This is a genomic window from Nonomuraea sp. NPDC049625, from assembly GCF_040675285.1.
Taxonomy (GTDB): Bacteria; Actinomycetota; Actinomycetes; order Streptosporangiales; family Streptosporangiaceae; genus Nonomuraea; species Nonomuraea angiospora_A.
The window spans coordinates 588,412-614,843 of record NZ_JBFAOQ010000007.1 but is presented as its reverse complement, the minus strand read 5'-3'; the positions used below and the strand labels follow the sequence as shown (position 1 = coordinate 614,843).

Sequence of the window (26,432 nt, the reverse complement as noted above, 5' to 3'; positions counted from 1 at the left end):
TTCGCGTTGCGGCTCTACCTGACCGCGCTCAAAACAACCGATTCCGTGACGGACGGCTTCCTGCCCGCGGCCGAGGCGCTGGGGCTGGAGGTCACGGTCCTGACGGATCGGCCGGAGCGGCATCCGTACGCGGTGGCGTGCGACGTGCGCGACCCGCGGGCCCTCATCGACGCCGTCGAGAGCCTCGGCAGGCCGGACGCGATCTTCACCAACTCCGACCACCTGCAGGCGGAGACGGCGCTCGCGGCGGCCTACTTCGGGCTGCCCGGGAAGGACTGGCGGGCCTGCGTGGCCGCCAAGAACAAGTTCCTGACGCGTCGCAGGCTCCTCGAGGCCGGGGTCGAGCAGGTGTGGTCGATCCGGCTCGCCCCCGGCGATCCGGTGCCCGAGCGCCTCCCCTACCCGGTCGTGCTGAAACCGCGTGAGGGCGTGGCCAGCGAGGACGTCATGCTCGTCGAACGCGACCTGGCCGGCGCGGTGGCCCTGGTCAGGAAGCGGCGGCCGGGCGAGACGCTGGTCGTCGAGGAGTACCTGGAAGGGCCGCTGCGGACGCTGGAGACGCTGGGGGACGCGTCCGGGACGCGGGTGCTCGGCGGGTTCGAGACGACGCTGGGGGCGCTGCCGTACTTCATCGAGGAACGGCTCGACTGGGCGCCGCGGGACGGGACGCACGAGCACGTGCTGGCGGCGCTGCGGGCGCTGGGGGTCGGGTTCGGGGCGTGCCACACCGAGTACGTGGTCACTCCGCGAGGGCCCCGCATCGTCGAGGTGAACTACCGGGTGATCGGCGACCATTGCGACTTCCTGCTCGGCGATGTGCTCGGGGTGCCGCTGTTCGAGTGGATCCTGCGGGTGCATCTCGGGGAGGCTGTGCCCGACATTCCGGAAATTTCGTCGTACGGGAGTGCGGTCAGCCTCGTCGCCGACCGGGCCGGGACCGTCAAGGACGCCCCCGGCGCCGAGGCCTTCGTCGAAGGGGACGTCCGGCTGTGGCACCGGCCGCTGCGGGCCGTCGGGGACGTCATCTCGCTCACGCACACGAACCGGGACTATCTGGGCGTCGTACGTGCCGTCGGGCCCTCCCGGGCCGCCGTGGACGCGGCCGTCGAGGCCTACCGGGCCGCGCGTCCGTGGGTGGTCGAATGAGCGATCGGGAGGCCTATCTGGCCGCCCGGGTCCTGAACGCGTTGCTGCGCGAGGACTACGGCGGGCTGTCCTCCCGGATCAGCCGGACCAAGGACGGCGCGGGGCTGCTTCTGGCGGACGGCCGGTGGGTGCGACTGGAGCCCGGCGCGCTGTTCCAGGACTTCGTGGTGACCTCGGAGGAGCGGCTCGGGCTGGAGCAGGTGCTGGAGACGCTGGTCGAGGTGGCGGACCCGGCGGACTCGGAGGGGGTCGCGGCCTTCTTCGAGGAGTGCCTGGCGGCCCTGACCGCTCTGGAGCTGCACGACTCGCATGCCGGGGAGGTGCTCGCGCGGGGGCCGTCCTATGAGGCGCTGGCCGCCTTCGTGGACCATCCCGTCTATCCGACGTCCCGGGCGCGGGTGGGGCTGTCGGAGGAGGAGCTGCTGGCGTACGCGCCGGAGTTCGCGCCCTCGTTCGAGCTGCGGTGGGCTGCCGTGCCCCGCCGGGCGCTCGCGCCGGGCTCCGCCGGGCACTTCCCCGCCGACGCGGGCGGGTGGGAGGTGGGGCCGGACGAGGTGCTGTTCCCCGTCCACCCGCTGACGGCCGGCGAGGTGCGGAAGATCGACGGGGTACGGCTGCTCGACGAGGCGCGGTTGACCGTGCGGCCCACCCTGTCCATGCGGACCGTCGAGATCGACCCCCGTACCCATCTCAAGCTGCCCCTCCCCATCAGCACCCTGGGCGCCCGGAACAGACGGTCGATCAAGCCGGGCACGCTCGGCGACGGGGCGAAGGCCGAGCTGCTGCTCCGCGAGCTGGCCGGCCCGGACGTGGTGCTGGCCGACGAGCAGGTCCACGCGCACGCCGGGCACGAGTACCTGGCCTGGATGGTCAGGCGGCTGCCCGAGGGGAAGATCGTGCCGGTGGCCGCGCTGGGCGCGCCCGGGGTGCTCAATGAGGTGGGCGACGTCGTCCCCGCCTACCTGCGGCTGCTGCTGCGCTGGAACGTACGGCTCTTCGTGCGCTACGGCGTCGCCCTCGAAGCCCACCAGCAGAACCTCGCCCTCGTCTTCCAAGGCGACCGGACGCGGCTGCTCGTCAAGGACAACGACGGGCTGCTGGCCTCACCCGCGAGGCTGCGGGCGGCCGGGATCGAGGTGCCCGCGTTCGCCGACGAGCGGATGCTGAACGACGATCCGCACGCGCTGGCCGACGTGTTCGTGACCATCACGCTGCATCTGGCCGCCGCGGCCGTGGCGTTCGGGGCGATGCCGCACGCCGAGGCCGCGGCGCTGCTGCGCGGCACGCTGGCCGAGGCCCTCGACGAGTACGGCGAGGACCCCATGGCCAGGATCCTGCGCGCCAGGACCCTGGACGCGGCCAGGCTCACCGGCAAGTCCATGATCACCGCTGGGACGCTCGTCGCGAAGGAACGCTCCGGCGCCCGCGACGTCAACAAGTTCTACGGCACCAGCGGGCCCAACTACCTGAGGAGAGCTTGAATGCACGCTCCGGCCCTCGACGCGCCCTCTGCGCCGGCTGAGGAAACAGCCGAGGAGGCGACGCTGGCGGCCCTGCTGCGCTGCTGCGTGCGGGAGGTGGCCGGGCCGCGCGGTCTGGTCTGGCCCGCGCCGCCGTACCTGCTGCTGCGGGTGGCGGGCACGCTGCTGCGGGTCCGCACCCACGGCGGCGCGGCGCTGCGCTTCGACGGCCGGCCTGAGCGCCTTGAGGAGGGCGCCTGGCAGCCGCTGACGACCGGCGAGCTGGTACGGATGGTCGAGTCCGACCTCCACGGGGCGAACGGCGAGTTCGCCGAGCAGGTGACGGCCAGCCGCGAGGCGGTGGCCATGATCCTGCGCGCGCGGGAGGACGCCGTCCCGCCCGCCGATCCGTGGCTGGCCTCGGAGCAGTCGCTGGTGTTCGGCCATCCCTTCCACCCCAGCCCCAAGGCGCGCGGCGGGGACGGCTGGCTGCGCTACGCGCCCGAGGCGCACGCCGAGTTCCCCGTCCGGCTGCTCGGCGTGCGCGAGGACGTGCTGGCCGAGGGCGGCGACGCGTCGGTGCTCGACACGATGGGCGAGGCGCCGCGCGGCTACCGCCTGCTTCCGGCGCATCCGTGGCAGGTGGAGCTGCTGAGGCCCGCGTTCGGGGCCGAGCTGATCGACCTGGGGCAGGGGCCGGTGGTCCTGCCGACGTCGTCCGTACGGACCGTGTACGCGCCCGGCGCGGAGGCGTGCCTGAAGTTCTCCCTGGACGTGCGGATCACGAACTGCGTGCGCAAGAACGCCTGGTACGAGCTGGCCGGCGCCGTGGAGCTCACCTCCCGCCTGGGCCCGATCCTCAAGGAGGTCGCCAACAGGCACCCCGCCACCCGCTGGCTCCCCGAGCCCGGCTACCGCTCGGCGGCCCTCGGCACCCGGCTCCACGAGGGCCTGGGCGTGATCGTCCGGCAGAGCCCCTGGACCGCCTGCTCCCCCGGCGTGACCCCGGTGCTGGCCGCCGCGCTCGCCCTCGGCGCGCCGGTCAAGGACCCGCTCGCCTGGTGGCGGGCGTACGTGGCGGCGGTCGCGCTGCCCGTCCTGGAGCTGTATTTCGCGTACGGCGTCGTTCTGGAGCCCCACCTGCAGAACGTCCTGGTCGGCCTGGACGCGGACGGGCTCCCCGCGGAGGCCGTCTTCCGTGACCTGGAGGGCACCAAGCTGGTCGCCGGCCGCCACGACCTCGCCGGCCTGCACCCCGAGGTGGCCGCGGCCCTCACCTACGACGCCGAGCGCGGCTGGGCCCGCGTGGTGTACTGCCTGCTCGTCAACCACCTCACCGAGATCGCCGCCACCGTCGCGGGAGCGGACGACGGGCTGCTGCGCGAGCTGTGGCGGATCGCCCGCGACCTGCTCGCCGGCCAGGCGGACGAGCTCGGCCGGCCGCTGCCCCTGTCGGACCTGCTGGCCGGCGCGCCGCTGCCCGCCAAGGCGAACCTGGGCGTCCGCTGGGCGCGGGCGGCCGACCGCGCCGCCGGTTACGTCCCGATCGCGAACCCGCTCGCATGATCACCGACCGCGTCCAGGACGCCGCGCTGCGCCTCGGTGAGGCCCCCGCCTACCTGTACGACCTGCCCGCGCTGGACGAGCACGCCGCCTCCGTACGGCGGGCGCTCGGCGGGGTCGAGCTCTACTACGCCGTCAAGGCCAATCCGGACGCCGAGCTGCTGCGCGTGCTGGCCGGGCACGTGGACGGGTTCGAGGCGTCGTCGGCGGGCGAGCACGCGCACGTCACGACGCTGTTCCCGGGCAAGCCGGTCGCGCTCGGGGGCCCCGGCAAGACCGACGCCGAGCTGCGCCTGCCGCACCACCGCATCCACGTCGAGTCCCCGAACGAGCTGCGCCGCCTCCTCGCCACCGGCCTGGAGGCCGACGTGCTGCTCAGGCTCAACCCCGACCTGCCGGTCGAGGGCGCCGCGCTCACGATGAGCGGGCCGTTCGGCATGGACGAGCAGGGCGTGGCGGAGTGCCTGCCGCTGTTCACCGAGCGGGTACGCCTGCGCGGCCTGCACACCCACCTGGCCAGCGGCCTGGACGCCCCTCAGCTCCTGACCCTCGCCAAGGCCCTGCTGGACAACGAGCACGAGGAGGTCAACCTGGGCGGCGGCATGGCGGTGTCGTACGCGGCGCCGGAGTCCAGGTTCGACTGGGCGGCGTACGGGGCGGGCCTCGCGGCCGTCCGGCGCGGGAAACGCCTGCGGATCGAGCCCGGCCGGGCACTGACGGCGTACTGCGGCTCCTACGTGACCAGGGTCGTGGACGTGAAGCGGGTGCGCGGCGAGGCGTACGCGATCCTGCTGGGCGGCACCCACCACCTGCGGACGCCGGCGACCAAGGGCCACGACCAGCCGTTCACGATCCTGCCCACGGGCAAGGGGCCGGGCCTGGCGGACGAGCCGATCACGTTCGTCGGCCAGCTATGCACCCCAAAGGACGTTTTTTCCCGAAAAATCGTGACCTCGGCTCGCGTCGGGGACACCGTGGTCTTCGAGATGGCCGGCGCCTACGCCTGGAACATCTCCCACCACGACTTCCTCATGCATCCGAAGCCGGCTTTCCACCATCTACGAGCCTGACCCCCTCGATGAGCGCGACCAGGCCGTCGGCGTCGAGCAGGTCGACCGGGCGCACGGTGCGGTTGGCGCGTACGAAGTGGAAGGCCGCCCGCACCTTCTCCAGCGGCACCCCCGCCAGGTGCGACCAGGCCAGCCGGTACGCCGCGAGCTGCACCGCCGCCACCCGGGTGGCCTTCTTCCCCCTGGGCGGCTCGCCGGTCTTCCAGTCGACGACCTCGTAGCCGCCGTCGGGCAGCTCGAAGACCGCGTCCATCCGCCCGCGCACGAGCCGGTCGGCGATCATGGTCTCGAACGGCACCTCCAGATCGACCGGCCGCCGATCGGCCCACTCGCTCTGCTCGAACCGCTCCTGCAGCTCGGCGAGGCGCACATCCGCCTCTTCGAGCTCCTCGTCGTACAGCTCCAGATCGTCGATCAGCCGCTGCTGGTCCCACCGCGTCTCCAGCCACTTGTGGAACGACGTGCCCCGGCGCGCCAGCGGCGCGGGCTTGACCGGGACGGGGCGGCGGATCCTGCGGGCCAGCTCGCGCGGGTCGCCGGCCAGCGTGACCAGCGACGACACGGTCAGCTTGACCGGCAGCTCGACGATCGTGGCGGGCCGGCGCCGGTGCAGCTCCCGCTCGCGCAGCAGCAGGTCGGTGTCGCGCTCCCAGGCCCGCAGCCGCTCCTCCTCGAACGTCCGCAGCTGCTCGTCGTCCTCCTCGTCGTCGCCGAGCGCCCCGGCCAGGGCGTCCTCGACCAGGCGGGCGCCGTCGAGCACGGACTCGTAGCGCAGGCCCTCGGGCGTGACCGGCCAGATCGCCTCGGCGGGCTCGGCGAGCAGCGGGTTGGTGGCGCCGTCGGCCAGGTCGCCGGCCCAGACCGAGACGCGGTCGGCGGTGTCGCGGATCTCCAGCAGGAAGTCGGACGGCTCCAGTGGCTTGGTGGCGCTCCCCCAGCGGTAGCCGGAGGCGATCAGGTGGTAGTGGGCGCGGGTCACGGCCACGTACGCCAGCCTGCGCTCCTCCATCAGGTCGCGCTCGCGGCAGTGCTCGTCGAACGCGCCCAGCTCCTCCTTGCTCAGCCCGCTCAGCCTCGGCAGGTCGGCGGCGTCGCCGCGGAGCGGGTAGGGGAGCTTGCGCGGGTTTTCGGTCCAGCGGCTGTTCATGACCGGCGTGGCGGGGAAGATGCTGCCCGTCGCGATCGTCCCCTTCGAGCTGACGAGCTGCGACAGGCCCGGCACGACCACGATCGGCCACTCCAAACCCTTGGAGGCGTGCACGGTCATGAGCTTGACGCTGTTGCTGTCGCCGACCCGGCCCGCCTCCAGCCCGAACTCCTCGCTCTCCGCCGCCTGGAGGTAGGCCAGGAAGGCGCCCAGCGTCGGGTCTTCCGCGTCGCCCGCGAACCTGGACGCGGCGTCGAGGAACGCGTCGAGGTCGGCCCGCGCCGCGAACGTGCTCGTCGTGCCGCTGCGCGCGGCCACCTCGACATCGAGGCCGATCGTGCGCTCGACCTCGCTGATCAGGTCGGGGAGCGGCTGCGCGGTGTGCGCCCTGAGCCGGCGCAGCTCCTGGGCGAGCGCCACCAGCCTGGTGCGGGCCAGCGGCGAGAACGCCTCCAGCCACTCCTCCCGGTCGGGCAGCTCGTCCAGCGCGTCCACCAGGCTGCCGCGCTCCTCGGCGAGGTCGGCCACCACCTGGTCGAGCGGATCCTCCTCCCGGCCGCTCTCGCTCAGCTCGCGGGCCAGCAGCCTGGCGTGCTCGCCCAGCACGCGCAGGTCGGCGGGCCCGATCCGCCAGCGTGGCCCGGCCAGCAACCTGGCCAGCGCGTCGCCGGCCGTCGCGTCGTACAGGACGCGCAGGGTGGCCACGATGTCGGTCACCTCGGGCACGGTCAGCAGGCCGCCGAGACCGACCACCTCGACCGGGATGTCGCGCTCCTCCAGCGCTCTGCGCAGCGCGGGGAACTGCGAGCGCTTGCGCGCCAGGATCGCGACGTCCTGGGGCTGCACGGCGAGCGTCTTCTTGCGCTCCTTCTCGCCCCAGGGCAGGCCGTCGGGCGCCGTCTCCGCGCCGAGGATCCTGGCGATGCCGTCGGCGACCCACTTCGCCTCGTCCTCGGCCGTCTCGTGGAAGGCGCAGGTGACCCGGCCGCGGTCGACCCGGTTGGGGCCGGGGACCAGGACCGGCACCTCGCGGGCCTCCATGCGCAGCGGGAGCTGGACGCGGGCGGCGACGTCGAGCACCCGGTCGCCGTTGCGGAAGCTGACGCTGAGCTGGCGGACCTCGGCGGGGTCGCCGGAGCTGTCGCGGAAGTCCTGGGGGAAGCGGCGGAGGTTGCCCGCGGAGGCACCGCGCCAGCCGTAGATGGACTGGCAGGGGTCGCCCACGGCGGTGACCGGGTGGCCGCCGCCGTATAGGGAGCGCAGCAGGACGAGCTGGGCGTGGCTGGTGTCCTGGTATTCGTCGAGCAGGACCACGGAGTAGCGGCCGCGCTCGATCTCGCCGACCTCCTTGTGGTTGGCGGCGATCCTGGCGGCCAGCGACATCTGGTCGCCGTAGTCGATGACCTCCCGGCCGCGCTTGAGCCGTTCGTACGCCTCCACCATCGGCAGCAGCTGCTCCCTGGCGGACTGGACGCCGAGCGGCTTGCGCTGGGCCACGGTCGTCCTGCCGGGCAGGAGGTCGAGCCTGCCCCGCAGCCACTCCCCCATCCGCCGCACGTCGCCGGCCGAGCGCAGGTGCTCCGACAGCTCGCCGGCCAGCTCCAGCACCGCGGCGGTGACCGACGGCGGGCCCAGCTCGATCCGGTCCATCGGCCCGTCGTACATCGCCACCACCCGCGACGCGAGCTGCCACGACACCGCGGGCGTGACCAGGCGCATGGTGGGCTCCAGCCCTTCGCGCAGGGCGTGGTCGGTGACCAGGCGGGCGGCGTAGGCGTGGTAGGTGGACACGGTCGGCTCGTTGTCGAGCGCGCCCGGCTCCACGAGGCCCGCCTCGGCCAGGCCGTTCAGCCGCTCCCTGACCCGGTTGGCCAGCTCGGCGGCGGCCTTGCGGGTGAAGGTCAGGCCCAGCACGTTTTCCGGTTTGACCAGGCCGTTGGCGACCAGCCAGACCACGCGACCGGCCATGGTCTCGCTCTTGCCCGAGCCCGCGCCGGCCATGACGACCATGGGCTCCAGCGGGGACTCGATGACCGTGGCCTGCTCACGGGTGGGGGGCAGGATGCCGAGCTTGCCGGCGAGTTCGGCGGGGGTCAGCACACCTGGCCCCCGTTGTCGTTGACGGGGCAGCTCGCCCTGGCCGCGCACGTGCGGCAGCCGTCGTTGACCTTGGCCTGGAAGAACGGCCCCGACATGCCGGTCGCCACCGTGTCGACCAGGTCCGCGGCCCAGCCCGGGTCCTTGTCGTCGGCCAGCGGGGGCTGCGCCTGCTCCAGCGCGTCGTTCTTGCCCGCCGCCTTGCCGACCTGGACGAGCGCGGCGCCGCCCGGCTCGGTCATGCCGTGGCGCGCGAAGGCCCCGAGCAGCGCGGCGAGCTGGTAGACGCCGAGCTGGGGGTGGCGGTCGAGGTCGCCGGCCTTGGGCTTGGAGCCGCCGGTCTTGAGGTCGATGATCACGGCGCGGTTGTCGGAGTCGCGCTCGACCCGGTCGACGCGGCCCTTGATCTGGACGCCCTCGGTGACCATCGCCGTGAACGCCTCCTCCAGGGCCACCAGCTCGCGCGGATTTTCCTTGTGCCAGCGCAGGAACTTGCCGATCATCTGCTCGGCGACCTGGCGCTGCTTGCGGTTGTACCAGACGCCACCGAAGTCGAGGTCGTTCCAGACCTGGTTGAGGCGGTCGCCCAGGAGGTCCTCGCTGGGCAGGTCGGTGGCCGCCAGGACGGCCAGTGCGTGGATGATGTTGCCCAGGCCCTGGGCGGTGCTGGTGCCCGCGGCGCCGACGGCCGTCTCCAGCAGCCAGCGCAGGCCGCACTTGGTGAAGCTCTCGACCGCCGAGGGCGAGATGCTGACGACGTCGTCGGGCCAGCTCAGCGGGCGGTCGTCGGAGATGGGCGTGAGGGCGTACCAGTCGTTGGGGTGGGCCCCCTGGACGCCCGCGGCGGCGAGGCGCGCGAGCTGCCTGGCCGCCTTCTGCCGCATCTTCCTGGGCTTGGTGGGGTCGGTCACCGCGCTGCGCAGGTCGGCCACCAGGGCGGACATGTTCAGCCAGCGGGCCCGGTCGTCCACCGTGGCCGACTCCACCGCTCCCGGCATCAGCTCCGACAGGAACCTGGACGGGCGCTCGTCGGTGTCCTCACCGCCCACCGCGGTCACCACCAGCCTGCGCCTGGCCCTGGTGGCGGCCACGTAGAACAGCCTGCGCTCCTCCGCCAGCAGCTTGGAGACCAGCGAGGCGGCGTTGGGCTTGGTGCCCTCGACCACCTCGACGAGGTCTTCCACGCCGAGCAGCGACCCGCGCAGCCGCAGGTCCGGCCAGACGCCCTCCTGCACGCCCGCGACGACCACGACGTCCCATTCGAGGCCCTTGGAGCGGTGGGCGGTCAGCACGCGTACGGCGTCGCCGTCGGGGGCCCGGTCGGCCAGCGTGTCGCCGGGGATCTCCTGGGCGGCCAGATCGTCGATGAACACCTCAGGGCCCGCCTTGGGCATCCGGTCCACGAACCGGGCCGCGTGGTCGAACAGGGCCACCACGGCGTCGAGGTCGCGGTCGGCCTGCGCGCCCCTCGGGCCGCCCTGCAGGCTCTGCTCGGTCCAGCGCCCGGCCAGGCCGCTGGCGTGCCACACGGCCCACAGGAGGTCCTCCGCCGTCCCCTCCTCCTGCGCGGCCTCGCGGGCGGCGGCAAGGAGCTTGGCCACGCGCTCGGCGGGGACGGCGACGTGATCTTCGACGCGGATGAGCTCCCTGACGTCCTGCACGGCCGCGACCAGCAGCTCGCCGGACGAGCGCGTGCCCTCCGCCTCGTTCTCGGCGATCTTGAGTGCGCGGCGGAGGCGGCGTACGCCGATCATGTCCGTGCCGCCGAGCGGCCCCGTCAGCAGCTCCTCGGCCACGCCCTCGTCGAGCTGGGCGGGGTCCATGGCCACGCGGAGCATGGTGAGCAGCGGCCGCACGCCGGGCTCCTGCGCGATCGGCACCTCGTCGCCCGCGATCATCGTCGGCACGCCCGCGTTGACCAGCGCCCGGCGCAGCAGCGGCACCTGGCGCTTGGCCGAGCGGACCAGCACCGCCATCCGGTGCCACGGCACCCCGTCGATCAGGTGCGCGCGCCGCAGGGTGTCGGCCACGATCGCCGCCTCCTGGCTGGTGCTGTCGGCCAGCAGCACCCGCGCGTCGCCGGCGTCCGCGTCGGGCAGCGGCGCCAGGTCGCGGTGGTCGTGCTCGTGCCCGTACGCGTGGTCGGGCATGGGCGCCACCGGAAGCCGGGCCGCAACTCGGCGGGAGGCCTCCAGCAGGTCGGCCCCGCTCCTGCGGCACACCCGCAGCGCCAGCACCGGCGCCTCGCGGCCGTCCCTGGTCTTGAACCGCTCGGGGAACTTCATGATGCCCTGCACGTCGGCGCCCCTGAAGCCGTAGATCGACTGGTCGGGGTCACCGACGGCGACCAGGTCGGCCCCGTCGCCGGCGAGCTGGGCCAGCAGGAACTCCTGTGCCGGGTCGGTGTCCTGGTATTCGTCCACGAACACCACGTCGTGCGCCGCCCGCTCCCGCTCGCGCACCTCCGGACGGGCCAGTAACGCCGAGGCGGCCCCGATCAGCTCGGCGTAGTCGTAGGTCTCCTCCGGGTCGAGGTCGAACCTGTCCTGGTAGCGCTCGGCGAACCTGCCCGCCGCCGCCCAGTCGCCCCTGCCGTGCAGCCTGCCGAGGGCGATCAGCCGCTCGGGGTCGAGCCCGCGCTCGCTGGCCCTGGACAGGAAGTCGCGCAATTCTTCGGCGAAGCCCCGCGTCTTGAGCGGCTCGCGCAGCGACACCGGCCAGTCGAGCGCGCCGCTCTCCAGCTCGCCGTGGAGCAGCCGCCGGATCTCCAGGAGCTGCTCGGGACCGGTCAGCAGGCGCGGCGGGGCCTTGCCCTCGAGCACGGCCTCGCGGCGCAGGAGCGCGTACGCGTAGGAGTGGAAGGTGAGGGCCAGCGGCGTGCGGGTGGTGCGGCGCAGGCGGGCGGTGACCCGCTGGCGCAGCTCCTCGGCGGCCTTGCGACTGAAGGTGAGGATGAGCACGCGCTCGGGGTCGACGCCGCGGCGCTCGATCCTGTCGACGATGCTCTCGACTATCGTGGTGGTCTTGCCGGTGCCCGGACCTGCGAGGACGAGCAGCGGGCCGCTCCGGTGGGCGACCACGGCACGCTGGTGCTCATCGAGCACAGGGGGCGCAACAGGTCCACTGTTGCCGCGTCGCACCAACCGCCAGGTCTGACCACTCACAGCACTAGATTCCACCAGACCACAGGGACAGATCGTGCCGACTTGCCCGGTCTCCCCACGCGATCCGCCTACCGTATCGGGGCGAATCTCCACTTTCTCGCGCGACACGCCGCCCTCATGTTCGCCGACGGCGTTACCGCGATATATCTTGACTTCCCCTAGACGCGACATATCGTGTTTCTATGACTGACAAGGGATACAAGGGCGTCGGCATGGAGGGCGCGATCGCCCGCTGGTACGCCGCGAGCAACGACAGGTCGCCCGACCGGTTCTCCGACCAGGTCGAACGGGTGCGCGAGCTGGCCGAGCCGGGCAGCGAGGTGTTAGAGGTGGCCCCCGGGCCCGGCAACCTGTCGATCGCCCTGGCCGCGACCGGCGACTACACGGTCACGGGGCTCGACATCAGCCAGACGTTCGTCGAGATCGCCCGCGCGAAGGCCGCCGAGTCCGGGGTCCGGGTGGACTTCCGCCGCGGGAACGCCTCCGCGATGCCGTTCGAGGACGGGAGCTTCGACTTCGTCGTCTGCTGCGCCGCGTTCAAGAACTTCTCCGACCCCGTCGGGTCGCTCCACGAGATGCACCGGGTGCTGCGGCCCGGCGGCCACGCCCTCGTCATCGACCTGCGCAGGGACGTGTCCAAGGAGGCCGTGGACGCCGACGTGGCCCGGATGGGGATCAGCGGCCTGTCCAGGGTCTTCACGAAGTTCGCCCTGCGGTCCTTCCTGCCTCGGCGGGCGTACACCAAGCCGGAGTTCGAGGACTTTATCGCGCGGACGCGCTTCCGTACGTACGACATCCACACGTCGCCCCTGGCGCTCGACATCGAACTGCGGAAGTGATCGGCAACCTCGCCCACGGAGCGTTCCGGCTTGTAACGTAGGGTCAACATTTCGCCTCGGTGTGGAGGTTGATCGCATGCGGTGGCAGGTCCACTCCGAGAGGTCGCTGTACGCGGACCCGTGGCTGGACATCCGGGTGGCGGATGTGGAGTTCCCCGACGGGCGCCGCCTCGACCACCGGCTCGTACGCATCGCACCCGGCGCGGGGGCGGTCGTCACCGACGACCAGGACCGGGTGCTGCTGATCTGGCGGCATCGCTTCATCACCGACACGTGGGGCTGGGAGATCCCGCTGGGCCAGGTGGACGAGGGCGAGATGCCTCAGGCGGCGGCCGCGCGCGAGGTCGAGGAGGAGACGGGCTGGCGTCCCGGCCCCCTGCGCCCGCTGCTGTCGATCCAGCCGACCAACGGCTTCACCGACAGCCTGCACCACATCTACCGCGCCGACTCGGCCACCCGCATCGGCCCGCCGTCGGACCCGTGCGAGGCGGAGCGGGTGGAGTGGGTGCACGCCTCGCGCCTCCGCAAGCTCATCGAGAGCGGCGAGATCGTCTGCGGCACCACCATGTCATCCCTTCTCTACCTCCTGGTGGAGAACCTCCCGAACGGCGGATTCCACCGCACCGAAGACCTCACCTCCGACTACGACCCCAACCGCCGCTTCCTCCTCCCCGACCTCCCAAACCTCTTCTAACGCCACCGCTCAGGACGGCCAGGACGGGGCGAGGCGCCGTACGGAGAGCTCGCGTTGAAGGCGCTGGACGTCGTACGGCGAACGGGCGCTGACGGGGACGGCCCCCGGGCGGGTGGTGCGGGGCGGCGGGTGAGTGGGGGCGGGGAGTGGCGCGTCCTTGACCACGGAGCCGGTCAAGGATGTGCGTCGTCACGGCGAGCAGCCCGTGAGCCTTCACGACCGGCCATGACGGACGGCCACCGACGTCGGCGCGTGCGGCCCACCGTGCGCAGCCGTAAAGAACGAAGGCCTTGACGGGCGCGCGGCCCGCCGTGCGCAGCCGTAAAGGATGAAAGCCCCCACGGGCGGGAAGCAGCCCGCCCGTGGAGCGGCGACTACGAGAAGAGGTGATCGACGACGCGCGCCGTGGCCTTGCCGTCGTCGCGGGGGGCGAAGGTGGCGCGGAAGGCTTCGTACCGGTCGGCGTGGGCCGCCGACACGGAGTCGATGTCGCGCAGGGCCTCGATCACGTCGGCCGACGTCGACAGCACCGGCCCCGGCGCCTGCTCGGCCAGGTCCAGATAGAGCCCTCGCTTGGTCGAGTATTTGGCCAGGTCGTAGCCGTAGAACACGATCGGCCGGCCGGTGCACACGAAGTCGAACATGACCGACGAGTAGTCCGTCACCAGCACATCCGCCACCAACAGCAAGTCGGCAATATCGGGATAAGTGGTGACGTCGTGGGCGATGTCCGGGACGGCCGGCACCGCCTGCATCGGATGCGCCCGCACCAGGATCTCGTGATCGGCCCCGAGGGCCTCGCGCGCCTTGGCGAGGTCGAGCTTGACCATGGCGTTCTTGCGGTCGTAGTCCCGCCACGTGGGCGCGTACAGGATCACCCGCTTGCCCTCCACGAGCCCCAGCCGCTCGCGCACGGCGGCGGCCAGCGCCTCGCGGTCGGGCGAGTTGAGGACGTCGTTGCGCGGCAGCCCGCTCTCCAGGATCTCGCCCTTGTAGCCGAACGCCTTGCGCAGCACCGGCGTGGCCCACGGCGACTGCGACAGCAGCAGGTCCCAGCCGCGCACCTCCGCCGCCTGGCGGTGCCAGATCGGCGGCCTCGGGTCGCGCGCCATGTGGGACTGGTCGTTGCCGATGTGCTTGGCCGGGGTGCCGTGCCAGGTCTGCAGCACGACCTGGTCCTCGCGGGCCCTGAACCAGACCGGCAGGAACGAGTTGGTCACGATGTGGCGGGACCTGGCCAGCGCGGCGTGGTGCTCGCGGCTGCCCGCGCGGATGACGGTCGCGCCGCCGGGCGGCACGAAGGCGCCGTCCTTGACGACCCAGATGTGCTCGCGGTCGTCGCCCCGCCGCAGCCGCTCCTCGTAGATGGCGCGGACGCTGTCGGCGTAGAGGCGGCCGTCGTTGACGACGTAGACGGTCGCGTCGTTCAGCGGCTCGGTGCGCTGGGCCGGGTAGAACACGCGGCGCAGCACGTGGGTGCCGGCCACACCCCGCTCGTCGGCGGGCCGGGCCTCCTCGACCGTCACGACCGGCACGTCGAACCGGGTGGAGATCATCCGGTACGTGTGCCCGTCGAGCGTGCGCGGCTCCTCGTCGAGCCCCGGCAGGGCCGCGTGGTCCATGCGCAGCGGCACGATCTCGCCCGACGGGTGCCGGATCGACATGTTCCAGGTGCCGGAGGCGAGCGGCACGGGCTCGCCGAAGCGGTCCATGGCCGAGGGCTCGACGCGTACGGAGAACTCCTCGCCGGAGCGCTCCATAGGAAGCAGATAGGACAGCCCGGAGCGGTGCCGCAGCGTCAGCGTGCGGGGGCCAGGGGCGTCGGGATAGTGGCCGCGCAGCAGGAGCGCGGAGCCGTCCCAGACGGCCGAGGTGATCACCGGCCGGATGCGGTGGGCGGAGACGACCACGCGGTCACGGCGGTCGCCGAGCACGGTGATCTCGCGGTCGCCCACGGGCGTGCGGGTCTCCACGAGGTCGGCGAGCATCACGGAGGCCGCCGGATCGCCCTTGGGCTCGACCCAGAGCCGCCGCCCGTCCTTCTCCTGCAGCAGGGTGGGCACGGCCAGCCCCACCGTGACCTCCGTGCCGTCGCCGGCCGGGGTGAAGTCGGCGGCGATGCGGTGGCCGCCCAGGCGGGCGTGACCCTTGGTCACCGTGCGGCCGGGCAGGGAGATCTTCAGCTCCAGGCGCTCGCCCTCGACGGACACGCCCTTCAGCTCGGCCCGGTTGGGCTGGAGCACGATCTGCAGCGCCCGGTCGGACGTCCACACCGGCCGGATCCACAGGCCCGGCTTCAGCTTGAGCCCGGTAGGACGCTCGGGACGGCCGACCGAGGAGCCGCGCAGCAGGCCCGTGGCCCGCGCGCCCCGGCTCCAGAACACGATCTCGGCCCGCCAGGTGGTCGTGTCGGGCACGGACGGGCGGTGCCGCATCCGCCGCCGCACGGCGGACACCACATCGCGTACGGCGCCGCGCCAGCGCAGCGGCCACGGGCTCAGCTCGGCGCTGAACCCGGACCAGTCGTAGTTGCAGCCGGGCTCGCGCGCGCCATGGGTGGCCTCGGGCGCGAGCACGCGCCGCGTGCGCATGCGGATGGGCGGCAGCCAGCGCGGCCCGCGCAGCACCACGGTCGCCCAGTTGAACCTGCGACTGCGGACGGAGAGCCCCGCCAGGTACGCGAACCCGGTGACGCGCAGCTTGCCGTCGACCCAGACGATGTCGTCGATGTGGGTCACCGGCACCATGTCGGCGCGACGCAGCCGGTAGAGGTCGGGTGAGAGCTCGTCGCGGAAGGGCAGGTCCGCGTACCAGCGCAGGCCCTTGCGGATGCGCTTGGACGGTTCGGCGGCGGCCGTCACGACCTTGGTGAGCGTCTCGCCCTCGACGAGTTCCTCGTCGGGCCGGTGCTCGATCAGGTGACATATGACACGCCGCGCGACCGGCAGGTCGTGCTTGACGCGCGCGTCCACGGCCGCGAGGTAGGGCCGGACGAGGTCGAGCATCTCGCGCCGCCGTGCCGCGCCGCGCTTGACCGCGAGGTCCATGCGGGACCCGAGTGGGCCGCTCAGCACCTCGGTGTCGTACGCCGCGTCGCGACCGCCGGGGCCGACGGCTCGCATGACCGCTTCGAGGGGCTCTCCACGATCACAAAGATCCTGGACAGCCTTGAGGCGGTCGGCGAGCGAATCGCCGCCCTGGCTCTGGGCTGTGACGCCGGTGGCCATTGGGGTGGCACCGCCTTTCGGGCCGCCATTCAGTGTTCTGCCCATGGTAATGCGAGTCACATGTCACAAATTCGCCGGTTCGGCAAAACGGCAGGTCATGACCCTTACTGAAAATCCGCTGAAGGCCCGTCCCAGCGAGCTTCTCTCATGCTCACCCGTTCGCCCCGTAACGGGGTGCCTTCCTCGCGCCAATGGGCCAGGCAGCGTTGCAGGTGGTCAGGGGCCGCGCAGGTGCCGTCGGCGTGGACGACGCGCCACCACGGCACGCCGCCGCCCCACGTCGACATCACCTTGCCGACCTGGCGGGGGCCGCCCTCGCCGAGGTATTCGGCGATGTCGCCGTAGGCCATGACCTTGCCGGGCGGGATGCGCTCGACGAGGTCGAGCACCCGCTCGGCGAAGGGGTTCAGGGGGTCCATGCCGCCGGGCCCGCTTCGATGATCTCTTCGAACTTGCCGATCTCCATCGCGCTGCCGCCCGTCACGACCTCGATGACGCCGTCGCGCAGCGCGTAGACCTCGCCGTCCTCGCCCACGAGCCGGGCGCCGAGCGCGGCCGAGAGCCGGACGAGTTGCGCGACCTGCCAGTCGGAGCCGGGCTCGCCGACCAGGTGGCCCTGCCAGCGCGCCACCGCGTGCGTGCCGCCCCTGTGCGCGGCCACGATCTCATCATCTCCGCGCAGCCCGAAACCGGCCGGTGCGATGGCCCTCGCGAGCTCCGCGAAGGCGAGTGGCGACTCGCGCACCACCCGCAGCTCGTATCCCATGACGCGGGACCATAGCGGATCTTTACTGTTCCTTGCGCTGATTGAGCACGATGATCGCGCCACAGAACATGACCAGCGCGACCAGCACGCCTCCCCCGTACAACCACAGCCGCAGCGGATCGGGCCCCGGCCTGGTCGGCACGGGTGAGTCCTCGCCCTGCCCGAAGTGGTCCTGACCTGACATGACGCTGCGCTGCTCACCGGTCAGCCGCTCGGCGGCGTTGAGCGCCGCGGCCGCGTCGACCACCCCGAACCCGGTCTGGTCGTCGTATCCCGGGGCGGGCCGGCCCCGCGCGCTGGAGGCCAGCGCCTGGGCGACCTGCTCGGGCGGCAGGTCCGGATAGCGCGACTTGACGAGCGCGGCCACGCCCGCCACGAGCGCGGCGGCCGAGCTGGTGCCCTCGGAGAGCTCGTAGCCGCTCTTGCGCTTGACCACCGGCACGCCCACGCCGGGCGCGGCGACCAGCACGGAGAGGTTGTCGCTGCTGAACGTGGCCCGTTTGCCCTGCTTGTCGGTGGCCGCCACGCCGATGACCCCCGGATAGCCGGCCGGGAAGCTCCAGTAGGAGGTGCCGTTCTCCCTGGCGTAGTTGGTCAGGCCGTCGTTGCCCACGGCGGCGACCAGGACGACGCCCTTGCCGAGCGCGTACGAGACGGCCTCGCGCTCGGACCTGACCGGGCCGTAGGAGCCGATGGACATGCTGATGACCTTGGCGCCGTGGTTGGCCGCGTACCGCAGGGCCCGCGCGAGGGGGCTCTCCGAGGTCTGCTCCTCATCGTCCAGCGGCGGGACGCCCAGCTCGGGGTTGTCGTCGGTGACCATGGGCAGCGACAGGATGCGTGACTCGGGGGCGACGCCGACCAGCCCGTCGTCCTGCCCCGATGCCGCGATCAGCCCGGCCATGGCGGTGCCGTGCCGGCCCGGCGCCGCCTCCTTGACCACCGCGCCCGCGGTCATGTCGGGGCCCGCGGTCACCCGGCCCTTCAGCTCCTTGACCTGGTCGTCCACGCCGCTGTCCACGACGGCGACGGTGACGCCCTCGCCCTTGGTGACGGTCCAGGCCTGTTCGACGTTGAGGGCGTCGAGCACCCACTGCTGCTGCTCCCGCACGGGGTCGGCGGTGGGTCCGACCAGTACGAGGAGGGCCGCGGTGAGCGCGCGTACGGTCGCTAGCACACGTTCCCCTGGGTGCAGGGCGGCACCTTGGGCGGGTCCGCGAGGAAGTAGGCGATCTGGTTGCCGACGGACTTCGCGGCCGGCCACAGCTCGGAGTGCAGGATCTCCTCCGGCGGGATCGCGGCCCTGGTCCGGCCGTCGGCGTAGCCGGCCGTGGAGAACACGATGTACGGCCCGGCGCCCACCCAGCCGGTGCGCTGGCGCTGGTCGGGGCCGAAGCGTTCGGTCACCGTGCCGGGGAAGGCGACGGGCAGCACGCCCACGCGGTCGTCCTGGGTGAGCTCCTCGCTCGCCGAGACCCTGGACGCCTCGTCCTTCAGCACGGCCACCCCGACCGTGATCACGAACGAGGCCGTCTGGTCGACGTACGTGGCCCGCAGCATCGTGACGCAGCCGTGGTTCTCCAGGACCCCGGCCACGGAGGCGTCCACGCCCTTGCCGCACTCGGTCTCGGGGGCGATGCCGACGCGCCTGGCGTACTGCTGGGCCCGGTCGAGCCCGAGGTACTTGACCTCTTCCGGGAAGACGCCCGTCGCCGGCCACGCCTGCCAGCGCCTGGCGATCTCCTCCTGTTTGTACTGGTTCTGCTCGGAGGGAGTCAGGGGGCGCGAGCGGGTCTCGGCGAACAGGCCGACCGTGCCGAGCAGCACGACCACGGACGACACGACCACGATGACGCTCAGCAGCATCACGAAGATGCGCCGATACCGGACGCCCTGCTGGAGCGTCTCCCTCTCGACGCGGTCCCTGGCGGCCGCACGCGTGCGTGAACCCGCGGCCGGCCACGTACGCACACGCGACCGCCGGCCGGTGGTGGCGCCGAGCGGATTCCTCCGTTCCGGCGTGGCCCCGCCCTCGGAACGCGGTAGCCCTGAAGTCGACCTACGAGCCCTCACCACCGCCTCATCCTCGCCGTCCTCCCTGCCCGTTGCCTCACTGCGTGGGGCGGGCTGGGGAGCCGTTGGCGTCCCGTGTCTATTTCGTCCCCCTTAGTAGGCGGATCATGCGTCTTGTGAGCTGTACACCCGACGTACGCGCCTGACCAGGATGAATATGACGCCCAGGGAAGCGAATGCGCCGACGGCCGCCGCGGCGGCGACGGCCGCGTAGACGGTGACGCGCCTCTCGTCCCTGACGACGACCTGGATGGGGGCCGTCCGGCCGCCGGCCAGCGGCGCGGCCGGGTCGTGGGCCTGGTCGCCCGCGGCGGCCTCGGTGTAGCCGGCCAGCTTGCGGGCCTCGGACAGGGCTCTGGCCGCGTTCACGACGCCGAAGCCGGTGCCGGTGTCGTACCCGCCCGGGGGCCTGTCGGTGGCGCTGGCCGTCAGGGCGCGGGCCACGAGCGGCGGCGACATGCCCGGATATTTGGCTTTGATGAGGGCGGCTATGCCCGAGACCAGCGCGGTCGCCTGCGAGGTGCCCCTGCCCACCCAGTACTCGTCGCCCGGGCCCGCGCCCATGATGTCCACGCCCGGGGCGGCCACCAGCACGGAGGAGTTCCAGTTGGAGAACGTGGCCCGCCGCAGCCGCCGGTCCGTCGCCCCCACCGAGACCACCCCGGGGAACGCGGCCGGATAGGAGTAGGGGGCGAAGTCGCCGTCGATCTTCCGGTCGCCGTCGTTGCCGGCGGCGGCCACGAGCACGACGCCCTTGGAGATGGCGTAGCGGATGGCCGCCCGCTCCTCCCTGGTCGCCAGCTCTTTGGAGATCGACATGTTGATCACGTCCGCACCCTCGTCCACCGCGTAGCGAATGCCTTGGGCCACCACGTCCTCGAAGCGCTCCGCCGAGTTGAACTCCCGGAAACCCGGCTCCTCATCCTCAAGGATGACCCTTACTGACAGTACGTCCGCTTCGGGCGCAACGCCGATGATCCCCAGATTTCCCCCATCGCCGTGGCCGTGCCCGGCGATCAGAGAGGCCATGTACGTGCCGTGCAGGCGGCTCGGGGCGACCCCCGGCGGGTTCGCGCCGTCGGTGAAGTCCTTGCCCACCCGCACCGAGCCGGCCAGGTCGCGATGGTGCGGATCGACGCCGGAGTCGAGCACCGCCACCGTCACGCCGCCGCCCTTGCTGGTGCGCCACGCCTCGGTCAGCGCCAGCGTCTTGATGACCGGCCGCTGCCCGCCGCGTACGTCGTCCGCCCACGCCGGCGCGGCGGCGCACAGCAGCATCCCGGCCGCCACGGCCGCCGTTCCCCGCCTGAGCATGACCCCCGTACTGCCCCGGCTCAGCACCGCCACTCCTCGGCCGTGCAGTCGGGCATCCGCGGCGTGCTCAGGTCGGTCAGCACCCGCTCGGAGATCTCGGTCGCGAAGGCGAAGATCGAGGGCCGCTGCTCGTCCGCCGCGTCCGCGGGCCGGCCGTCCACCTGGCCCGCCGTGGTCAGCACCAGGTACGGCCCCGCCTGCCGTACCGAGCCGGCCTGGCGCACGCCGGGGGTGAAGCGGTCGGCGACCGTGCCGCTGAAGGCCAGCGGATACAGGCCCGGCACGGGTTTGCCGCTGTCGGAGAAGGCGGCTTTCGCGCGTACGGCGTCCGGCTCGTCACGCAGCGCGACCACGCCGATCGTGACGAGCACGCCGCGCAGCGCGTCGATGTAGGTGGCCCGCAGCAGGCCCTTGCAGCCCGCCTTGCGCAGGGCCTTGACCGCCTTGGGGTCGACCGGGTCGCAGGCGGTCCCGGGCGAGATGCCGATCCGGCTGGCACGTTCCCGGCCGCCCTGCTCGGCGGAGTACGGCAATGTGGCGGGGAAGATACGTCCGCTGGGCCAGGTGCGCCAGCGCTCGGCGACCTCGCGTCTGGCCGCCGCCTGGAGCTCGGCGGCGCTGGGGCCCCGGGTGAGCTCCGTGCCCGCCGCGCTGCCCGACACCCCGGCGGCCACCGCGCAGACCAGGGTCAGCGCGGAGGCCACCACGAGCGTCGGCCACGGACGGGCAGTGTTCACGCCACCGACCTTAACCGGGCCTTCCGGATAACACTCCGGAAACCATCAGTAGGAGGGCAGGCTCGGGTCCACGGTCTTGACCCAGCTCAGAACGCCGCCGCCGACGTGCACGGCGTCGGAGAACCCGGCGTTCTTGACGATGGCCAGGGCCTCGGCCGAGCGCGCGCCGGACTTGCAGTGGAGCACGATGCGCTTGTCCTGCGGCAGCTTCTCCAGGGCGGAGCCGTTGAGGAACTCACCCTTGGGGATCAGCGTGGCGCCGGGAATCGAGACGATCTCGTACTCGTTGGGCTCGCGGACGTCGACGAGGAAGATGCTCTCGCCGCGGTCCTGCATGCCCTTGAGCTCCACCGCGGTGATCGTGGAGCCGCTGGCGGCCTCGGCGGCCTCGTCCGAGATGGCGCCGCAGAAGGCCTCGTAGTCGTCGAGGAGCTGCGTGACCGTCGGGTTCTTGCCGCACAGGACGCACTCGGGGTCCTTGCGGACCTTGACGTCGCGGTACTTCATCTCCAGGGCGTCGTAGATCATCAGCCGCCCGACCAGCGGGTCGCCGATGCCCGTCAGCAGCTTGATGGCCTCGTTGACCTGGATGGAGCCGATCGACGCGCACAGCACGCCGAGCACGCCGCCCTCGGCGCACGACGGCACCATGCCGGGAGGCGGGGGCTCCGGGTAGAGGCAGCGGTAGCAGGGCCCGTGCTCGGCCCAGAACACGCTGGCCTGGCCGTCGAACCGGTAGATCGAGCCCCAGACGTACGGCTTGCCGAGCAGCACCGCGGCGTCGTTCACCATGTAGCGCGTGGCGAAGTTGTCGGTGCCGTCGACGATGAGGTCGTAGCCGGAGAAGATCTCCATGACGTTTTCCGTGGTCAGCGCCGTGTTGTGGATGACGACGTCGACCAGGGGGTTGATCTCGCGGACGGACGCCGCGGCGCTCTCGGCCTTCAGCCTGCCCACGTCGGACTGGCCGTGGATGATCTGGCGCTGCAGGTTGGACTCATCGACCACGTCGAAGTCGATGATGCCGAGGGTGCCGACGCCCGCCGCCGCGAGGTACATCAGCGCGGGCGAGCCCAGGCCCCCGGCGCCCACACACAGCACCTTGGCGTTCTTCAGCCGCTTCTGCCCCGCCATACCCACATCGGGGATGATCAGGTGGCGCGAGTAGCGGCGCACTTCGTCGACGGTCAGCTCTGCGGCCGGCTCGACCAGCGGTGGCAACGACACTTTCTACGCTCCCGTTCCAGGGGGTCCTATCTCACCTTGAAACCTAGCTGGCGAGTGGGGCATTCCCCAATCGAGTCTCACGGATCAGACGGCGTGCTTCCGCCGCCACGACCTGCGGCATCTCCATCATCGCCACGTGACCCGCCGTCGGCAGCAAGACAAGCCGGACCTGCGGGAACGTACGGTATGCCTTCGCGGCCATGGCGGGCCGGACCAGCCGGTCATGCCTTCCGTGCACGATCAGGGTCGGGGCCTTGACGTTGGCCGCCTGGCGCCACAGGTTGTCCTCGCCGCGGCGGAAGTATTCGGCCACGATGCCCCTGGCCGACCCGATCATGGCCTCGCCGGAGTAGGGGAGGTCGTCGCGCCTGCGGAGCTCGTCGATCGCGTCGCGCAGGCGTACGGGATGGACGGAGTCGGTGTTGGCCCAGACCATGGCCACGGAGGCGTTGACACGATGCTCGGCGGGCACCAGGCGGAGCCTGCTCGCCACCCATTCACCCAGTACGGGCACCGCGGCGGCGGCCACCCGGACGGGGCCGTACCTGGGGAGCAGGTCGGGCAGGGCCGGGGAGACGAGGGTGAGCGAGCGGACCAGGTCGGGGCGGGTGGCGGCCACCCGGACGGCGACGGCGCCCCCGAGCGAGTTGCCGAACAGGTGGGCCGGGCCCGTGTGCTCCATCAGCTCGGCCACGGCCCTGGCGTGGCCGGCGACGGTGTAGTCGCCGTCGGCCGGGGCGGGCGAGAAGCCCGCGCCCGGGAGGTCGAGGGCGTGGCCGGTGACCGTGTCCTTGAGCTCGTCCATGAGGTCGGTCCAGTTGGTGGCCGACCCGGCCAGTCCGTGCACGAAGACGGCCTGCTCACGTTGTCCCCGGTGGTCACTCGTCGATCGGACGTGCACCGAGCCGATCATGCGACCCGGCCAGTCCGGGACCGGCTTCGCCATCATGCGTCCTCCCCGCCGTTCCTTCTCGTTCTCTCAACGATAACCACCCCGCCTGGGTGGGGTCTGGATTCGGTACAGAAGCCCGCTTACATCACCTTTTCCGGCATCAGGTACACACCGTCACACATGCCTCAAACACCCCGCTGATGCGATCCCCAGCAGGGGTGACGGCGTCTCGGGGCCCGGCGCGGGGCCCGGATCCGGGCCGGCGGGCGGATCGGTGGCGATCATCACCGTGTTCGGACATATCGCCATATATCGCGGCTTAGAGGTCTAATCGATCTCATCGCATGCCAAGAGTGTGGCAAAAGGCACCGTTCATCGTTTATGGCGCACCAAGGTCGGAAAGCATGACAACCAGCAGCACTTAGCGTGACGGTTGAGGAACGCACCGTTAATGGCGGGACAGACCAGCCTCGAACGCACCACTGCCGGGTGCCGCAAAAAGCGGGAGACATTTTCGGAGGGCGCACAATGGCGTCCTCCGAATAATGACGCCGGACGTAGGCGAAGCGTCCGGGGTAATGGCCATCGATATGTTCGCGGACTTTCATCGGTCCGGGGGCGGCACCGCAGGCAGGCAAATCACCACTCGCAGAACCGGCACGGCCGATGACGACAGGCCAGGCCGGCGCGCGAGCATTGCCATGCGTGGCCGCCCTATCAATTGCGCCACAATCGGACATATCATGCCATTTCATTGGATAGATCTTTAATGCGAGCAATAAGATTGTTAATGCATAGCAAAATAGGGTCTCTCCAGTTTGCCCGCCCGTCGCCCCGGAAATGACATTCAATGGATGACTCTTCAGCAGCCGTCCAAGACCTGTTTTCAGGTACCCGGAAACGTCGAGAACGGGGCAATCGATCCTTTAGGGGGAAAACGCAATGCCCAAGCTCAAGAGTGTTATCGCAGGCCTCGCCGTCAGCACGGCGCTGACCGGCGGCATGGTCAGCGCGGGCGCGGCCACCACTGCGGTCAGCGCCGACGCCATCAAGCTCAACACCTCATCCATCCTCACCGGCATCGACGACGACTTCGACGAGGGCATCGACGACGGCCTTCTCGATGACGACCTCGGCCGCAACATCGTCATCGACCGTCGCGACCGTGACCGTCACCGCCGGCAGTGCCGCCGTCACCACGGCGGCTGGGGCGGCGGCTGGGGCGGCGGCTGGTGGGGTCGCCACCGCCGCGGCGGCGAGGTCTGCGTCGTCATCCGCAACGACAACGTCAACGACAACAGGCCGGAGCGCCGCCGGCGTACCTGGTAACAAAGCCGTGTGTTAATGGCGGGAGGATGAACGTCCGCACCTTCGGGTAGGTCCAATCTTCTCGTCTTCCGCGGGGGGTTTAGTGAGGGCTCTCCCGGCCTTTGGCCGGGGGAGCCCTCACTGCGTTGCACGGCGAGGCTGCAGTGGCCGGCGGACTTATACCAGTACGACAGGGGACGGGGCTAAGTGGGGTGGAATCTTTTGTTTCGGCCATGAGGGAGTCTGTGGTCCACCAAATCAAGGCAGTTCCGGTTTGCTGGTGATTTGTCCGGAAATATGCAGCGTGCGGGAGATTCCCTAGGAATCGTCCGTAGCGTTTCCCCGATGCGGCCGGATCTGTATCCGCCTGTGCCGGGGGGCGTGAAACAGGGCAATCGAACCTTTAGGGGGAAAACAATGCCCAAGCTCAAGAGTGTTATCGCGGGTCTCGCCGTCAGCTCGGCGCTGACCGGTGGCGTGGTAGCCGCGGGCGCGGCCACATCGCCGGCCGGCGCTGCCGTCCAGGTCAAGTCCGCCGCCGCCCCCGTCCTCGCCGGCAACTGCCGCGGCGGGGGCTGGCGCCGGTGCGGCGGGGGCTGGGGCGGCCGCTGGGGTGGCCGCTGGGGCGGCCCCTGGGCCTGGGGCGGTCGCGGCTGGGGCGGCGGCTGGGGCCGTCACGACAGGGGCGCCCGGGTCCGGATCGTCATCGTCAACCAAAACCACAACATCAACGGTGGCCACCGTGACGAGTGGTAGGACTCAGACACTGAGCTGAGCATTGGCGCGCCTCTGAGGCCGCCGTAGCGGGCGGAGTTCCCCGAGCGATGACATCCGCCCACGCCAAACGAGTGTCCGTATTCATCGGGACCGGCGCCACCCTCCGACCGGCGCCGCCCAAGCGAATACGGGCACTCACTTCTGTTTTCTACGGTCGTCGCCCCGCCTCATGCGGCCTCCGACAAGCCGAGCGCCCCTGTCCCCCGGCGCCGGCCGTCATCGCCATGGACCGTCCGTTCCCCGAGAAGAGGGCGGTCCCGCCCTCTTCGGGGGTTGCCCCCACTGGCCACGGCCGGGACCGTCTTCGGGCGCCGGCGGTAGGAGACACGTCGAGTGCCCGTATTCGGTGGGTCGACGTCGTCGCTGTCGGGGCAGACGTCGGGACCCGGTGAATACGGGCACTCGATCGGCGTGGCCGGAGCTTCATCGCTCAGGGGACTCCTGGTGTGGCGCGGTCCGCGCCACCGGTTCGCCTGTGCGGTGAGCTCTACTGCCACGTGGGCTGGTTGTTGTCCTCGTGGTGGTCCATCTCGTGGCGCTCGTCCATGCGCTGCTGCACGTTGCGGTTGCGGTTCGTGTTGATGATGATGATCTTGATGCGGGGCATGCGGTGGTGGCGCCAGTTGGCCCAGCGTCCGCCGCCCCAGCCGCCGCCCCAGCCACAGCGGCCCCAGCCCCCGCCGCCGCCGCAGCCCCTGGCCAGGACGGAGGTGGCGGTGCCGACCTGGGTCGCCGCGTCGGCCGCGGACATGGCCGCGCCCACGCCGACCACGCCGCCGGAGAAGGCCGTGCTCAGGGCGAGGCCGGCCATAACACTTTTGAGCTTGGGCATTGCGTTTTCCCCCTACAGGTTCGATTGCCCCGTTCCTCACGTTCCCGGCCAATCCCCAAAAACCCGATCGACTAGGAAACGCCCCGGATGATCCTTAAC

Annotated in this window: 21 protein-coding genes; 8 read left to right on the top strand and 13 right to left on the bottom strand. The window is 71.5% G+C overall.

The features are described 5' to 3' along the window. Positions 1-6 precede the first annotated feature (6 nt). Genes AB0J87_RS31910 through AB0J87_RS31895 form a run of 4 tightly spaced genes read left to right on the top strand, consistent with a single transcriptional unit; the run spans position 7 to position 5,239 of the window. Positions 7-1,146 (top strand): siderophore biosynthesis protein, encoded by a 1,140-nt coding sequence (locus AB0J87_RS31910; protein WP_363971033.1) that lies wholly within the window; start codon positions 7-9, stop codon positions 1,144-1,146. Next, positions 1,143-2,627, top strand: a complete 1,485-nt coding sequence (locus AB0J87_RS31905; protein WP_363971031.1) for an IucA/IucC family protein — start codon at positions 1,143-1,145, stop codon at positions 2,625-2,627. The genes AB0J87_RS31910 and AB0J87_RS31905 overlap by 4 nt, the downstream gene beginning before the upstream one ends. Next, positions 2,628-4,172 (top strand): IucA/IucC family protein, encoded by a 1,545-nt coding sequence (locus tag AB0J87_RS31900; RefSeq protein WP_363971030.1) that lies wholly within the window; start codon positions 2,628-2,630, stop codon positions 4,170-4,172. Then, positions 4,169-5,239, top strand: coding sequence for a type III PLP-dependent enzyme (locus tag AB0J87_RS31895; RefSeq protein WP_363971028.1), 1,071 nt, complete (start codon positions 4,169-4,171; stop codon positions 5,237-5,239). The genes AB0J87_RS31900 and AB0J87_RS31895 overlap by 4 nt, the downstream gene beginning before the upstream one ends. On the opposite strand, the gene AB0J87_RS31890 is transcribed toward AB0J87_RS31895, so the two are convergent. Together AB0J87_RS31890 and AB0J87_RS31885 are read right to left on the bottom strand one after the other, a co-directional pair. Further along, the gene (locus AB0J87_RS31890) at positions 5,199-8,486 is read right to left on the bottom strand and encodes an ATP-dependent DNA helicase (RefSeq protein ID WP_363971026.1); all 3,288 of its coding nucleotides are present in this window, start codon (positions 8,484-8,486) and stop codon (positions 5,199-5,201) included. The two genes, AB0J87_RS31895 and AB0J87_RS31890, sit on opposite strands and share 41 nt — an antisense overlap. Next, on the bottom strand, positions 8,480-11,587 hold the full coding sequence (locus AB0J87_RS31885) for an ATP-dependent DNA helicase (RefSeq protein WP_363971024.1): 3,108 nt from the start codon (positions 11,585-11,587) through the stop codon (positions 8,480-8,482). The genes AB0J87_RS31890 and AB0J87_RS31885 overlap by 7 nt, the downstream gene beginning before the upstream one ends. A gap of 242 nt (positions 11,588-11,829) precedes the next feature. Between AB0J87_RS31885 and AB0J87_RS31880 the strand changes: the two genes are divergently transcribed. Continuing rightward, positions 11,830-12,486 carry a class I SAM-dependent methyltransferase gene (locus tag AB0J87_RS31880; RefSeq protein ID WP_363971022.1) on the top strand — a complete coding sequence of 219 codons (657 nt, stop codon included), beginning with the start codon at positions 11,830-11,832 and terminating at the stop codon, positions 12,484-12,486. Between the two features lie 76 nt (positions 12,487-12,562). Next, complete coding sequence (locus AB0J87_RS31875) at positions 12,563-13,180, top strand: NUDIX domain-containing protein (protein ID WP_363971020.1); 618 nt, start codon at positions 12,563-12,565, stop codon at positions 13,178-13,180. Positions 13,181-13,189: 9 nt separating this feature from the next. Here the strand turns inward: AB0J87_RS31875 and AB0J87_RS31870 are convergent, their stop codons facing one another. The 10 genes from AB0J87_RS31870 to AB0J87_RS31825 form a co-directional block, all read right to left on the bottom strand. Further along, complete coding sequence (locus AB0J87_RS31870; protein ID WP_363971018.1) at positions 13,190-13,357, bottom strand: hypothetical protein; 168 nt, start codon at positions 13,355-13,357, stop codon at positions 13,190-13,192. A 197-nt stretch (positions 13,358-13,554) separates the two neighbouring features. Next, complete coding sequence (locus AB0J87_RS31865) at positions 13,555-16,302, bottom strand: CDP-glycerol glycerophosphotransferase family protein (RefSeq protein WP_363971016.1); 2,748 nt, start codon at positions 16,300-16,302, stop codon at positions 13,555-13,557. 209 nt (positions 16,303-16,511) lie between these two features. Continuing rightward, entirely contained in the window at positions 16,512-16,826 is a 315-nt protein-coding gene (locus AB0J87_RS31860; RefSeq protein WP_363971014.1) for an MGMT family protein, read from the bottom strand. Beyond that, positions 16,814-17,173: a hypothetical protein gene (locus AB0J87_RS31855; protein ID WP_350725418.1), complete on the bottom strand. Its 360-nt coding sequence runs from the start codon at positions 17,171-17,173 to the stop codon at positions 16,814-16,816. The genes AB0J87_RS31860 and AB0J87_RS31855 overlap by 13 nt, the downstream gene beginning before the upstream one ends. Before the next feature lie 22 nt (positions 17,174-17,195). Further along, entirely contained in the window at positions 17,196-18,350 is a 1,155-nt protein-coding gene (locus AB0J87_RS31850) for a S8 family serine peptidase (protein ID WP_363971011.1), read from the bottom strand. Next, the gene (locus AB0J87_RS31845; protein ID WP_363971009.1) at positions 18,344-19,144 is read right to left on the bottom strand and encodes a hypothetical protein; all 801 of its coding nucleotides are present in this window, start codon (positions 19,142-19,144) and stop codon (positions 18,344-18,346) included. The genes AB0J87_RS31850 and AB0J87_RS31845 overlap by 7 nt, the downstream gene beginning before the upstream one ends. A gap of 207 nt (positions 19,145-19,351) precedes the next feature. Beyond that, positions 19,352-20,560 carry a S8 family serine peptidase gene (locus tag AB0J87_RS31840; RefSeq protein ID WP_363971008.1) on the bottom strand — a complete coding sequence of 403 codons (1,209 nt, stop codon included), beginning with the start codon at positions 20,558-20,560 and terminating at the stop codon, positions 19,352-19,354. Between the two features lie 20 nt (positions 20,561-20,580). After that, positions 20,581-21,297 (bottom strand): hypothetical protein, encoded by a 717-nt coding sequence (locus tag AB0J87_RS31835; protein ID WP_350725426.1) that lies wholly within the window; start codon positions 21,295-21,297, stop codon positions 20,581-20,583. Between the two features lie 45 nt (positions 21,298-21,342). After that, positions 21,343-22,524 (bottom strand): adenylyltransferase/sulfurtransferase MoeZ, encoded by a 1,182-nt coding sequence (gene moeZ / locus AB0J87_RS31830; RefSeq protein WP_363971005.1) that lies wholly within the window; start codon positions 22,522-22,524, stop codon positions 21,343-21,345. A 43-nt stretch (positions 22,525-22,567) separates the two neighbouring features. After that, on the bottom strand, positions 22,568-23,473 hold the full coding sequence (locus tag AB0J87_RS31825; RefSeq protein ID WP_350725430.1) for an alpha/beta hydrolase: 906 nt from the start codon (positions 23,471-23,473) through the stop codon (positions 22,568-22,570). An 885-nt stretch (positions 23,474-24,358) separates the two neighbouring features. On the opposite strand from AB0J87_RS31825, the gene AB0J87_RS31820 reads away from it, so the two are divergent. Then, positions 24,359-24,745, top strand: coding sequence for a hypothetical protein (locus AB0J87_RS31820; protein WP_363971003.1), 387 nt, complete (start codon positions 24,359-24,361; stop codon positions 24,743-24,745). Positions 24,746-25,141: 396 nt separating this feature from the next. Beyond that, positions 25,142-25,480: a hypothetical protein gene (locus tag AB0J87_RS31815; RefSeq protein ID WP_363971001.1), complete on the top strand. Its 339-nt coding sequence runs from the start codon at positions 25,142-25,144 to the stop codon at positions 25,478-25,480. A gap of 508 nt (positions 25,481-25,988) precedes the next feature. Here AB0J87_RS31815 and AB0J87_RS31810 read toward each other — a convergent pair. After that, a complete protein-coding gene (locus tag AB0J87_RS31810) occupies positions 25,989-26,333 on the bottom strand; it encodes a hypothetical protein (RefSeq protein WP_363970999.1) in 345 nt (114 codons plus the stop codon). Positions 26,334-26,432 lie beyond the last annotated feature (99 nt).

Bases quoted from the DNA above. Each gene is read 5' to 3' on its own strand.
- AB0J87_RS31905 (WP_363971031.1), top strand. From the start codon at position 1,143: ATGAGCGATCGGGAGGCCTATCTGGCCGCCCGGGTCCTGAACGCGTTG.
- AB0J87_RS31900 (WP_363971030.1), top strand. From the start codon at position 2,628: ATGCACGCTCCGGCCCTCGACGCGCCCTCTGCGCCGGCTGAGGAAACA.
- AB0J87_RS31895 (WP_363971028.1), top strand. From the start codon at position 4,169: ATGATCACCGACCGCGTCCAGGACGCCGCGCTGCGCCTCGGTGAGGCC.
- AB0J87_RS31880 (WP_363971022.1), top strand. From the start codon at position 11,830: ATGACTGACAAGGGATACAAGGGCGTCGGCATGGAGGGCGCGATCGCC.
- AB0J87_RS31875 (WP_363971020.1), top strand. From the start codon at position 12,563: ATGCGGTGGCAGGTCCACTCCGAGAGGTCGCTGTACGCGGACCCGTGG.
- AB0J87_RS31865 (WP_363971016.1), bottom strand. From the start codon at position 16,302: ATGCGAGCCGTCGGCCCCGGCGGTCGCGACGCGGCGTACGACACCGAG.
- AB0J87_RS31860 (WP_363971014.1), bottom strand. From the start codon at position 16,826: ATGGACCCCCTGAACCCCTTCGCCGAGCGGGTGCTCGACCTCGTCGAG.
- AB0J87_RS31855 (WP_350725418.1), bottom strand. From the start codon at position 17,173: ATGGGATACGAGCTGCGGGTGGTGCGCGAGTCGCCACTCGCCTTCGCG.
- AB0J87_RS31840 (WP_363971008.1), bottom strand. From the start codon at position 20,560: ATGCTCAGGCGGGGAACGGCGGCCGTGGCGGCCGGGATGCTGCTGTGC.
- AB0J87_RS31825 (WP_350725430.1), bottom strand. From the start codon at position 23,473: ATGATGGCGAAGCCGGTCCCGGACTGGCCGGGTCGCATGATCGGCTCG.
- AB0J87_RS31820 (WP_363971003.1), top strand. From the start codon at position 24,359: ATGCCCAAGCTCAAGAGTGTTATCGCAGGCCTCGCCGTCAGCACGGCG.
- AB0J87_RS31815 (WP_363971001.1), top strand. From the start codon at position 25,142: ATGCCCAAGCTCAAGAGTGTTATCGCGGGTCTCGCCGTCAGCTCGGCG.
- AB0J87_RS31810 (WP_363970999.1), bottom strand. From the start codon at position 26,333: ATGCCCAAGCTCAAAAGTGTTATGGCCGGCCTCGCCCTGAGCACGGCC.